General features: G+C 45.7%; 12 protein-coding genes. 8 read left to right on the top strand and 4 right to left on the bottom strand.

Annotated elements, in window-relative coordinates; translation table 11 throughout:
• From ACP5SG_RS07905 to ACP5SG_RS07895, 3 genes are all read right to left on the bottom strand, one after another.
• Positions 1–797 (bottom strand): FeoB small GTPase domain-containing protein (locus ACP5SG_RS07905; protein ID WP_428123331.1); only part of this gene is annotated, 797 nt, incomplete at its 3' end.
• A gap of 9 nt (positions 798–806) precedes the next feature.
• Positions 807–1,370: a CvpA family protein gene (locus tag ACP5SG_RS07900; RefSeq protein WP_424661397.1), complete on the bottom strand. Its 564-nt coding sequence runs from the start codon at positions 1,368–1,370 to the stop codon at positions 807–809.
• Positions 1,371–1,422: 52 nt separating this feature from the next.
• A complete protein-coding gene (locus ACP5SG_RS07895; protein ID WP_237888120.1) occupies positions 1,423–2,163 on the bottom strand; it encodes a lysophospholipid acyltransferase family protein in 741 nt (246 codons plus the stop codon).
• Positions 2,164–2,177: 14 nt separating this feature from the next.
• On the opposite strand from ACP5SG_RS07895, the gene xseB reads away from it, so the two are divergent.
• The 8 genes from xseB to ACP5SG_RS07855 all read left to right on the top strand — a co-directional run bounded on the left by xseB (position 2,178) and on the right by ACP5SG_RS07855 (position 11,136).
• Positions 2,178–2,423, top strand: coding sequence for an exodeoxyribonuclease VII small subunit (gene xseB / locus ACP5SG_RS07890; protein ID WP_237888121.1), 246 nt, complete (start codon positions 2,178–2,180; stop codon positions 2,421–2,423).
• Entirely contained in the window at positions 2,420–3,316 is an 897-nt protein-coding gene (locus tag ACP5SG_RS07885; RefSeq protein WP_428123327.1) for a polyprenyl synthetase family protein, read from the top strand. The genes xseB and ACP5SG_RS07885 overlap by 4 nt, the downstream gene beginning before the upstream one ends.
• Position 3,317: 1 nt before the next feature.
• Positions 3,318–5,210, top strand: a complete 1,893-nt coding sequence (gene dxs / locus ACP5SG_RS07880; RefSeq protein ID WP_237888123.1) for a 1-deoxy-D-xylulose-5-phosphate synthase — start codon at positions 3,318–3,320, stop codon at positions 5,208–5,210.
• On the top strand, positions 5,200–6,039 hold the full coding sequence (locus ACP5SG_RS07875; protein ID WP_424661396.1) for a YkgJ family cysteine cluster protein: 840 nt from the start codon (positions 5,200–5,202) through the stop codon (positions 6,037–6,039). The genes dxs and ACP5SG_RS07875 overlap by 11 nt, the downstream gene beginning before the upstream one ends.
• Before the next feature lie 149 nt (positions 6,040–6,188).
• Entirely contained in the window at positions 6,189–8,624 is a 2,436-nt protein-coding gene (ppsA, locus tag ACP5SG_RS07870) for a phosphoenolpyruvate synthase (protein ID WP_428123324.1), read from the top strand.
• A gap of 387 nt (positions 8,625–9,011) precedes the next feature.
• The gene (locus ACP5SG_RS07865; protein ID WP_407932007.1) at positions 9,012–9,242 is read left to right on the top strand and encodes a nicotinamide mononucleotide transporter; all 231 of its coding nucleotides are present in this window, start codon (positions 9,012–9,014) and stop codon (positions 9,240–9,242) included.
• Between the two features lie 10 nt (positions 9,243–9,252).
• Entirely contained in the window at positions 9,253–9,687 is a 435-nt protein-coding gene (locus ACP5SG_RS07860; RefSeq protein WP_237888126.1) for an archease, read from the top strand.
• 18 nt (positions 9,688–9,705) lie between these two features.
• Positions 9,706–11,136 carry an RtcB family protein gene (locus ACP5SG_RS07855; protein WP_237888127.1) on the top strand — a complete coding sequence of 477 codons (1,431 nt, stop codon included), beginning with the start codon at positions 9,706–9,708 and terminating at the stop codon, positions 11,134–11,136.
• Here ACP5SG_RS07855 and ACP5SG_RS07850 read toward each other — a convergent pair.
• Positions 11,126–12,208: a pyridoxal phosphate-dependent aminotransferase gene (locus ACP5SG_RS07850; RefSeq protein WP_424661394.1), complete on the bottom strand. Its 1,083-nt coding sequence runs from the start codon at positions 12,206–12,208 to the stop codon at positions 11,126–11,128. The two genes, ACP5SG_RS07855 and ACP5SG_RS07850, sit on opposite strands and share 11 nt — an antisense overlap.
• Between the last annotated feature and the right edge of the window lie 41 nt (positions 12,209–12,249).

Raw genomic sequence — 12,249 nt, 5'->3', positions numbered from 1 at the left:
CCTGAGATAAAACCATATCTTGCTTCGGCAATGAGGGTCTCGGGGTCGTCTTCAAATATGCCTTGCAGATGGTCTCTGCTGATGTCAGTCTGTTTAATAACAGCTTCTCCCTCTGGGGACGCGGCAACAGCCTTTTTTACAAGCGGGTCATTCTCGATGAGTTTGACCGCGGTCCAACGCGGGTAATAGCGGTTGGCTATATCAGGGACCCCCTTCAGCCTTTGCCTGATCTTTTCAATTTCCTCTTCTATCTCCTGGCCGTAATGGATATGGACATGCCTAGAGATAGGATCTCTGTCAGCTGAAACCTCAAGGACGGTATCAAGGAGTTCTTTTATCCCTTCACCCCTTGTTCCAATGGTCTTTACGATAGGTACCCCTAAAAGTCTTGCTAAATTGTCATAGTCGGTGATTATCCCTCTCGCATGGGCCACATCCACCATATTCATGGCAAAGACGAGGCGGATATTGAGTTCTATGAGTTGAGTTGCGAGGTACAGGTTTCTTTCAAGATTGGATGCGTCAAGCACATCAACGACCACGTCGGGCTGTTCATCCAGGATGAAATTCCTTGAAACGACTTCCTCTACAGAATAGGCGGTGAGTGAATAGATACCAGGCAGATCAACTATGCGTATTTTTGAGCCTCTGTGTAAAAGCATCCCTTCTTTTTTTTCAACCGTGACGCCTGCCCAGTTTCCAACCTTTTGATGGGCCCCAGTGAGCTGATTAAACAGCGTAGTCTTGCCGGCATTTGGATTTCCGGCCAATGCTATAACAATTTCTTTTTTATCCATCTTTTGTCCCTATACCTCTATACCTGCTTCCGTAGCATCGTGATGGATTTGTTTCCATTTCCACATAAAGCGGCCTTTTATGTGATCAGGAACAAGGGCGCAGAGCGCCTGCGATATCTGACTTAACCTTGGATAAAGCAGAGAATCAGCAAGAAGAGGGCTCCTTGCAGGCAAAAAGACCGTAAGCAGAAATATTATCACGCCTGTCAGTATCAAACCCTTTGCAAGGCCTATAAGCCCCCCCATTATCCTGTCCACCAAACTGAGATGGAGGGTCTTTAACAAACCCTTTATAATGATCCCAATTATTATAAAGGCCATGTAGACCAAGATAAACAATAGAAAGAATGCGATCAAAGATCTGAATATTTCTTCTTTGATAAAAGGTGTAAGCCTGTCAGAAAGGATTGAGAAATGGGTCATGCCTACCCAAAAACCCAGCAATATTCCAAGGAGTGAGGCTGCCGAGCGGCTGAAGCCCACAAAAAATCCTCTCAGCACGGTAATGGCGATGATGATTGTTATTATAAAGTCAAGTATATTAAAATGTATGTTGGCTGTATTAAACCACATATCTCCTCCCAATCCATCCTCTTCCTTGGGAAGAGGGGGATTTTCTAGATATTCATCGGTTGTTTTGCCCTGCTGTCAATACGTTTTCGGCCATCGTTGTAGCCTGATTTAATTCATCTTCTAGGAGTTTTCGATACGATTCAAGGGCCGGTCCCCTTGCATCATTGGGTACGTAAAAAGGTTTTCCATATGTCAGTACAATTTTTGAGAATGGCCAAGGAAGGATCGTTTTGTCCCAACTGTTGAACATGATTGCTGGTTTTGCTGTAAATCCAATAGGTATGACCGGTGCTCCGGTATCCCTGGAAAGAATCAGGGCACCCTTTTGCGCAATGCGAGCAGGGCCCCGGGAGCCATCCGCCACTATACCGGCTCCAATATTGTAACGCCTCATGGCCCCGGCCATATCTCTTAAGGCCTTTATACCTCCCTTGAGCCTTGAACCCCTTACAGGTATCTGTCCCCATCTTTTGATGCAGCGTGCCACCCAATCGCCATCTGAGCTGCCGCTAACCATGATGACCGCTTTGCGGTGTCTGAAATGAAACAAGATGTATATAAGGCTGAAATGCCACAGTGCGATTATAACAGGTATCTCCGATCCGAGGATAGATCTTGCCTCCGCGTTTCCGGCTGTAATAACCCTGCACGACGAAAGCCATATCTCGGCTACAGTAAGAAGGGGTCTTTCAATCCAGGTGGTCGGTCTCGTTCCAGCTGTTTTGTGAAATTCATCTGAAACCTCTCGCACTTCCATAGGGCATGAGGTAACATAAAGTACCAAATGCTTCAAGTCTGAGGTCTGCTATGTCTAGTAAAAAAATGCGTTTTGAGGCAGCCATGTCAAGGCTCGAAGGGATTGTCGGTGAGCTTGAATCAGAAAGGCTTTCTCTTGAAGACGCCTTGAAGCTCTACGAAGAAGGGATAAAACTTGCTAGGTACTGTGCGACATATCTCGATTCGATAGAAAGAAGGATAGATGAACTTGCAAAAGGGGATGACGGGATTGTTATAAGGCCCTCAGATATAGATAAAGAGGTGGACAAGTCTTGAACGCCAGCCTTGAAACTTATTTAAAGAAACAAATCTCAAAGATAGATTCCGCTTTGGAGAGATTGCTGCCCATAGAGACTGGCCTGTCCGGACCGGTCTTCGAGGCTATGCGCTATAGTTTGATGGCAGGTGGAAAGAGGCTGCGCCCGATTCTGCTCCTCGCAGGTGCTGAAGCGGTCGGAGGCAATGCAGCGGATTTCATCCCTTTTGCCTGCGCAATTGAATGCATTCATACATATTCGCTCATTCATGATGATCTTCCCTCTATGGATGATGACGATCTCAGAAGGGGCCGACCTACCTGTCATAAGGTATTCGGAGAGGCGGTGGCTATACTTGCCGGAGACGGTTTATTGACCTTTGCCTTTGAACTCATGAGCAATAAAGATTTGATAGGTCATATACCGCCAGAGCGTGCAAATAGGGCCATCTTTATCATTGCCAAGGCTGCTGGGCCATTCGGCATGGTAGGCGGGCAGACGGCCGATATACTCCTTGAGGGCAGGGACGCTGATCCAGGCATGTTGTCCTTTATTCATAGCCATAAGACAGGGGCCATGATCCAGGCGTCTGTTGAGGCTGGCGGGATCTTGGGTGAAGGGACCCGGGAGGAGGTGGAGTGGCTAAGTAGATATGGGGCGGCCTTGGGCCTTGCCTTTCAAATTGTAGACGATATCCTTGATATTGAAGGCGAGAGGGCTATTATAGGAAAGCCTGTAGGTTCCGATGCAAAAAAGAAAAAGATCACATATCCTGCCGTATTTGGAATGGCCGAGGCAAAGAGAAAGGCTGTCATCCTGCTCGACGAGGCGTTGTCAGCCATCGCCCATTTTGATGAAAAGGCCGAACCGCTTCGGGCCTTAGCCCGCTATGTGGTCGAGAGGGATAGATGATATGCCCGGGTTTCTTGACACCATCCATTCACCAAAAGATATAAAAGGGCTCAAACCAAAAGAATTGAATGAACTTGCCCTCGAGATCCGCAAGAAGATCGTAGAGACTGTCTCTAATACAGGCGGGCACTTGGCGCCAAGCCTTGGCGTTGTAGAGCTCGCTATAGCTATACACTATGTTTTTAACGCACCCGAAGACAGAGTTATATGGGATGTCGGACATCAGGCCTATGCCCACAAGCTTCTGACCGGGAGGGTTTGTAAATTTCATACACTTCGACAGTTCAAAGGCATAAGTGGTTTTCCAAAACGCAGTGAGAGCCCTTATGACTCCCTTGATACAGGACACAGCAGCACATCCATCTCGGCAGGACTTGGAATGACCACCGCCCTAAGGCTCAAAGGTGAGCCCGGTAAGGTGATAGCCGTCATCGGAGATGGCTCAATGACCGCCGGCCTTGCGTTCGAGGCCTTGAACAATGCAGGTCACCTGAGGAGGGACATAATCGTCATATTAAATGACAATGAGATGTCCATATCTCCGAACGTGGGTGCGCTTTCCTCTTTTTTGAGTAGAAAACTCACAGGCAAGCTGATATCTAGGCTCAAGATGGAGATAGAGTCCTTTTTGAAACGCTCCGGCACTGGTGAACAGATATGGACGTTATTGAAAAAAAGCGAGGATTCCCTCAAGAGTCTTTTTACCCCAGGTATGCTTTTTGAGGCCCTTCAGTTTGAATATGTCGGCCCTTTGCCCGGCCATAACCTTGAAATATTGATAGAGACGCTCCAGAATGTAAGTAAGATCCCCGGCCCAATCCTTCTGCACGTGCTTACCAAGAAAGGTAAGGGTTATCCACCGGCCGAAAGGCGCCCAGAGGACTTTCATGGCGTCGGTCCGTTTGAGATATCAACGGGTGAACCAAAGACGACCAAAAAATCAGTACCTCCTACCTATACCTCTGTCTTTGGCCAGACACTGATCAAGTTGGCCAAAGATGATAAACGTATAGTCGCCATAACTGCAGCTATGCCGTCAGGCACCGGACTCAGCGCCTTTGCAAGGGAGTTCCCGGAGCGCTTTTTTGACGTTGGCATTGCAGAGCAACATGCCGTGACCTTTGCAGCAGGCCTTGCTATTGAGGGATTAAGGCCGATTGTCGCTATCTATTCGACCTTTTTACAAAGGGCCTACGATCAGGTCATTCATGATGTGTGCCTCACCGCCCAGCCAGTTGTATTTGCAATAGACAGAGGTGGGCTCGTAGGAGACGACGGTCCAACACACCATGGTGCATTTGATATAAGTTTTTTGAGGGTGGTTCCGAATCTCATCATCATGTCACCGAAGGATGAAAACGAACTTCAGCACATGTTGTTTACCGCATTCAAACACAATGGGCCTGCTGCTATTCGGTACCCGAGGGGGGAAGGCGTTGGGGTAAGCATGGATTGGGAGTTAAAAGAAATACCCATCGGCAGTTGGGAAATGCTTTCAGAAGGCCCTGACGTCGCTATTCTTGCCGTAGGACAGCATGTCAAAACCGCCCTTCTTGCCGCGGAGAAGCTTGCATTGAATGGATTTAATGCAACTATAGTAAACGCCCGTTTCATAAAACCTCTAGACAAAGAACTGTTGGCCAGGGTTTCATCCTTTACAAATGGCAGACTTATCACGGTTGAGGAGAATGCACTTATGGGGGGGTTCGGTTCTGCCGTTCTCGAAGGATTGAGCGACCTTGGCTGTTTGCCTAAAAAAGTGGTGAGGCTCGGCCTGCCTGATAGATTCATTGAGCATGGAACACAGGCGATACTTAGAGAGGTGCTTGGACTCGATGTGGAGACAATAGCCGGTGAGGCCTTGGCCCTCATCAGGGGTGCTGATGGACCTTAAAAAACCCCTCTGGCCCCTTTTTGAGTTTGTAACACAATTATATCTGATTAGCCCTCATGGCGGGCTGGAAGATCTAATTCAAGAACTTCCTGACGATCTCAAACTGTTGGATATAATATACAAACAGCCATCTATGCTCATTAGACCGATTGCCAGCGTCTTTGACAATCTGGCCTTGATCAAGAAGGGGCGAGACATAACCCTACCTGACATAAGAGATGAAGATGGTAAAGAGCTTCCTTTGTTCGATGCGATGATTTCTTTGACAAAACAGAGGGTGCTTGAGTATGAACTCGAGGCCATAAATTCCGCCTTGTGCGGTCCCTGTAGCTGTGTTTTGTGCTGTACTGGGCCTGATTTATCGGCAAGACAGGAATTTTTTGAGATACCACTTCTTGAAGAGGAGATTTCGCTCTTCAGCAGGTTTCCGATTGTTGATTCCATGAAGTCGCGTGCAAAAACGGCTTATTCAGAGCCTGAACTTGAAATAGATGGCGCCCCATTTTATAAAAGACCTTCGGCCATCTATCATTGGGCCACAGGGTATAGTTTAATATTGGTAAGAGGTGCGGCATGTCCACATCTCAATGCTTCAGGCAGTTGCAATATATATTCTAGCAGACCGGTTGCCTGCAGAAAGCCGCAGATATTTCCGTTCGTAATAGAGAGGCTCTCGGGCCGTCACCAGGATGCTGCAGAGAGATATTTAAGGCGCGATGCGCTCCTTGCGATATGGGATTGCCCGTACGTTAAGGAGTTCAAGGCCGAGATCATCACATATGCCAGACTCTGTAATTTGACTTGCATTTTTAAAGAAAACAAGGCATAAGATGATGTTATTTTCTATAAAGTGAATTCATGTTTTATGGTTGACAAGAATATCTTTAATTGACTACAATTTTTATGAATTAAAATTCAGGATAATCATAAAGACAACTTTAGATATAAAAGAGACTTGCTTAAAGGAGAGTACATTTTATGGGTAACGGGCCTTTGATATTGTGGTTTGATCAAATAGGGATAAAAGATGTTCCCCTGGTTGGCGGCAAGAACGCATCTCTTGGCGAGATGTACCAGAGACTTAGTTCAAAAGGTGTAAATGTCCCCAATGGTTTTGCCATCACCGCTGATGCCTATAAGTATCTTCTTAAAGACGCTGGCATCGAACAGACCATACGCAATGCCTTGGATGGGCTGGATACGCATAATATAGCTGATCTCAGAAAGAAAGGCAGGGCGGTTAGAGAAATTGTGCTGGGCGCTAAATTCCCTGCCGCCTTGGAGACGGAGATCGTAAAGGCCTATCGTGCCCTTGAAAAGGCATACAATCAACCGAACGTGGATGTCGCTGTGCGGTCTTCAGCTACAGCCGAAGATCTTCCCGATGCCTCTTTTGCCGGTCAGCAGGAGACATATCTCAATATAAGAGGGCCTGAACGTTTGATCGAGGCCTGCCATAAATGTTTTGCAAGTCTTTTTACTGATAGGGCTATTTCATATCGGCACGACAAAGGTTTTGGACATTTTGATGTATATCTCTCTATAGCTGTCCAAAAGATGATTAGAAGCGATAGCGCAAGTTCAGGCGTTATGTTTACTATGGATACAGAAAGTGGTTTTGATAAGGTTGTTTATATAACTGGCGCCTTTGGGCTTGGCGAAAATGTCGTTCAGGGGGCGGTGAATCCTGACGAATTTTACGTCTTCAAACCTACGCTTAAAGCAGGCTATCGGCCTATAATCCATAAAAAGCTTGGGCTCAAACATAAAAAGATGGTCTATACGGATGATCCAAAAGCACCTGTTCGTAACCTACCGACAACCAAAAGTGAGAGGAATAGTTTTGTGTTGTCGGATGACGAGCTCCTAACGCTTGCCAGGTGGGCATGCACCATAGAAGAACACTATGGTAAGGCTATGGATATAGAATGGGCAAAAGACGGCGACGGTTCATCCGTAGGCACAGGAAAGCTCTTTATAGTTCAGGCAAGACCGGAGACCGTGCATTCTCAGAGAAAAACCGAATTTATAGAGACTTATGTGCTTAAAGAAAAAGGGAAATTGCTTGTGACTGGAAGCGCTATAGGTTCAAAGATAGGCAAGGGTGAGATAACCGTCATTAAAAGCGTAAATGATATTACAAAATTCAAGGCCGGGCAGATACTGGTTACGGATATGACCGACCCTGACTGGGAGCCGATCATGAAGATAGCGTCTGCAATTGTCACAAATAGAGGGGGGCGCACATGTCATGCCGCCATTATTTCACGTGAACTCGGCATACCCTGTGTAGTTGGCACAGAAAATGGGACTGAGATATTGAAAGATGTAAAACTTGCGACGGTTTCATGTGCAGAAGGCGAACAAGGCAAGGTATATGAAGGCATCCTTGATTTTGAGATCCAGCGGTTTGATTTGACGGAACTCCCGAAGACCAAGACAAAGATCATGATGAATGTCGGCATCCCTGAGCAGGCATTTGATCAGGGACAGATGCCGAATGACGGTGTAGGGCTCGCACGGCTTGAATTCATTATCAATTCCCATATCGGGATACATCCGCTCGCTCTTTTAAACTATAACGAATTAAAGAAGAAAAGCAGGAAAGACGAAAAAATAAAGGAAATAATCAAGTCTATTGATGCAAAGACAATCGGATATGAAGATAAAACCAGGTTTTTTATAGATACCCTTGCCCAGGGGACCGCAAAGATTGCGGCTGGTTTCTGGCCAAACGACGTCATAGTCCGCTTGTCCGATTTCAAAAGCAACGAATATGCAAACCTGATTGGCGGTTCTCTGTTTGAGCCTACCGAACATAATCCGATGATAGGATGGAGAGGGGCATCGCGCTACTATTCACCGGCATTTGAGCCCGCCTTTGCCCTTGAATGCAAGGCCCTTGCGATGGTCCGCGATGAAATGGGGCTTACAAACGTAAAGGTCATGATACCATTCTGTCGGACTGTCGAAGAAGGTAAAAGGGTCATAGAAGTAATGAAAAAATATGGACTTTGCCAGGGAGAAAATGGACTTGAGGTATATGTTATGTGCGAAATCCCCAGCAATGTCATACTTGCAGACCAGTTTGCCGAGGTATTTGATGGATTCTCGATTGGTTCAAACGATTTGACTCAGCTTACCCTTGGACTGGACCGCGATTCAGAGTTGGTTTCGCATATATATGATGAAAGAAATGAGGCGGTAAAGAGATTGGTAAGACAGGTCATTCAAACAGCTAAAAAGGCGAAGAGGAAGATCGGAATCTGCGGCCAGGCGCCAAGCGACTTTCCTGATTTTGCAGAATTTCTTGTGGAGTGCGGCATAGATTCCATGAGCCTCACTCCTGATACTGCCTTAAAAACCAGGCTCATGGTCGCCAAAAAGGAAAAAGATCTTGGGATGATGCCATAAACAATACAAACGATATAAACAAAAAATACTAGCGACGACGTCTGTTCGTTTATTAATTGGCGGACTTTCTCGTAGTTCACCTACCTAAGAGATATTAAGCAAGGCAAGAGGGCGCAGCGGGCGATTTAAAACTCCATCACATCTTTTTGATTTGGTAGGGTATGATCTCAATAGATCCCTTGTCAGGATAGTAGAAAAAAGTCTTAATATATTTAATGTCGTATAAGATATATTATGTTAAATAAAATTTATAATAAAATCAGCATAGTATATTATTCATTTGTTATAAAGCTAAAGCTTATGAGTGTCTTACTGGACATGGTTGATCTGATTAGGTAATATTAAATAATATATTCAATTAATTATTAAAAATAATATTTCAATAAAATGAAAAATTTTATCACTTGGGGATTGGCTAGTTTAAGTATATTGGGTGCAGTTTTAAATATAAAAAAAAGGCGATCCGGTTTCGCCGTATATACCGCCGCAAATATAGGATGGGTATTTGTTGATCTATATTATGGGATATATGCACAGGCAGTACTCTTTCTTGTATTTACCGCTCTTTCAACATGGGGTTGGATAGAATGGGGAAATAAAAAGTGGCATAGAATATAGTGGGAAATTGATGGAAAGGACCTCCCTCTTCGAGACATTTGAGCACGGTGCCGACATTGGAATAAGAGGTATTGGGCCTACGCTAGAACAGGCTTTTGAAAATGGGGCAAAGGCCCTTTTTTCAATCATAGTAATTAATTTTAGTTCGATTAAACCAGTAAATATATATCAAATTTCATGTTTTTCTTTTGATCTTGAGCCGCTTTTCACCTCGTGGATTAATCAACTTTTAGCTGAGGCCGACATAAATCGGTGTATCTTTTCGGACTTTAAGATCAATCATCTCGACCTAGATAATTTCAGACTGTCTGCCCTCGCCTTTGGAGAATTTTTTGATACTAATAGGTTTGAAAGGGGTGTGGATGTCAAGGGGGCAACCTTTACTGAACTTAAAGTTTATAAGCGTGACGGGTTTTGGATAGCCCAGTGTGTGGTGGATGTATAAAGTTGTTGGAGGCCTATCGTGAATATCAATAGACTGAAGCGGTTGGATGAATGCCAGTGGGAGATACCTATCTTTGATGATATGCATGTACCGGCCATAATCTATGCTGACCGTGCCCTAATCGAAGAAATGGATGAGAAGGTGTATGACCAAATCGCCAATGTCGCCAGTCTCCCTGGCATTGTTAAGGCTGCGATAGCGATGCCTGATGCTCATTGGGGTTACGGTTTCCCGATAGGCGGTGTGGCTGCATTTGATCCTGATCAAGATGGGATCATCTCGGTAGGTGGCGTTGGTTATGATATATCCTGCGGTGTGCGAACTATGATCACTGGTCTTACACGGCAAGAGATTGCCCCTAAGATCAAGACCTTGGTAGATAAACTCTTTGAAACAGTGCCTTCCGGGGTTGGTTCGGAGGGAAAGATACGACTTTCTCCTGCTAAATTGGATGACGTACTTATCGGCGGTGCAAGGTGGGCGATAGAGCTGGGATATGGCGTGCCCGAAGATCTCGATTATATCGAGGAGCATGGGTGCATTACAGGGGCCGATCCATCGTGCGTGTCTGAAACCGCAAAAAAACGACAATACAGGCAGGTTGGAACCTTGGGTTCCGGCAATCATTATCTTGAGATTCAATATATAGAGGAGATATTTCATCAACCTTCAGCGGATGCTATGGGTCTTAAAAAGAACGATGTTGTGGTGGCTATCCACTGCGGTTCCAGGGCGCTCGGTCATCAAATCGGGACTGACTACATCCAAATACTCGGCCAGGCGTCTAGAAAATATAATATACCGATAAAAGAAAGGGAGCTTGTATGCGCGCCCATAAGATCTTCTGAGGGCGAGGCATATTACAAAGCAATGGCTTGCGGGGTGAATTGCGCCCTTGCCAATCGCCAGGTCATCGGCCATCTGGTACGCCAGGTCTTTAATGATATCTTTTCAGGGCCTGAGGTAAAGATTCTCTATGATGTCAGCCACAACACCTGCAAGATCGAAAATCATTATGTGGACGGGGAAATAAAGCGGCTATATGTGCATAGAAAGGGTGCGACAAGGGCATTTGGACCGGGGAGAACGGAGTTGCCCGAGAAATTTAGGGGGATCGGACAGCCTGTGTTTATTGGCGGGACGATGGGGACACATTCATATATATTGGTTGGCCAAGAAAAAGGCGAGGCCCTTGTTTGGGGCTCGGCATGCCATGGCGCTGGCCGTGCTATGAGTAGAAATGCCGCCTTAAAAAGGTGGAAAGGCAAAGATGTGATTCAACGTCTTGCGGACAAAGGCATAATAGTCCGTACAGCAAGCTATAGAGGTGCAGCGGAAGAGGCCCCTGACGCCTATAAAGACGTTTCGGCGGTTGTAGACGCCATAGACAGGGCTGGGCTTGCAAGGAAAGTTGCACGGGTGAAACCGATGGCGTGCATCAAGGGTTGAGCTCTTTCAGTTGGTTTATCAGGTAGTCATTGTCTTCCATTGATCTAAGGCTTATCCTTAGATATTCATCGGAGAGACCCATAAAATTACTGCAATCCCTTACGAGAATTTGTTTGTTTTTTAATGTCGCCGTAATAGTTGCGGCCATCCATGGTGGTGCAATCTTAAAGAGAATAAAATGGGTACTACCTTCCAGCGGTTTTAAAAACGGGATCTCCGCCTCTATTCTGGATAGAAACCGGCGTTTTTCAACCTTACAGTATTCGCGTACATCCTCTTCATAATGAAAAGACATCTTTACCAGATATTCTCCTGCTATTTGAGCAAGTCTGTTTACCGCCCATGGTTTTGACATGGAATCTAATTTTTTTATAAGATTTGAGGCCCCAAGCACATATCCAAGTCTCAAACCAGGGATTCCATATAGTTTTGAAAAAGAACGGAGAATAAGTAAGTTAGATGGTAGATTTAATGAAATAAGTGATGTTTCTTGATCCCTTCCTATAAATGGTGCATATGATTCGTCAATGACCCATAAAGTATCCTGGGCGATTTTTATTGCATCCATTAGAATATTTGTAGGAATGAAACGTCCAGTTGGGTTGTTGGGATTGCAGATAAAGACGATGTCGCCATATTTGGCCTTATTGGTGATGGAGTTCAGTATAGCGACGTTTGCGTTTTGGTCGCCATCTGGCCATGGCCCAAGGGTTTCTACTTCACAACCCGCCGCTCTTGCCGCATCAGCGTAGTCTGAATACGTAGGGAGCGGGATTAGCGCCCGCCGTGCCCCCGATACCCTTGGAAGACTGTATATCCACTCAGTGGTGCCGCTACCGATGAGGAAATTTTGGGATGGGAGGCCATAGCGTCTGGCAAGGGCCTCGCGTAAAGTAAAACTATCAACCTCCGGCAGCGCCCTTATCTCTTCAAGACCTGTAATCAGCCGTTGCTTCAGGCCGGCCGGTATGGGTAATGGGCTCACATTGCTGCTGAAGTCCTTGATATCTTTTGGTGATACACCAAGTGACCTTGCAAGCCCGTAGATATCACCTCCATGTCCGTAAAGCATTTGTCAATTTAAACCCTTATTAAACCTAAACTGTTTCTTAT

This window comes from Dissulfurimicrobium sp. (genome assembly GCF_049968175.1).
Taxonomy (GTDB): domain Bacteria; phylum Desulfobacterota; class Dissulfuribacteria; order Dissulfuribacterales; family Sh68; genus Dissulfurimicrobium; species Dissulfurimicrobium hydrothermale.
Note: the sequence above shows the minus strand (reverse complement) of the source record. Positions and strands in the feature narration are given on the sequence as shown.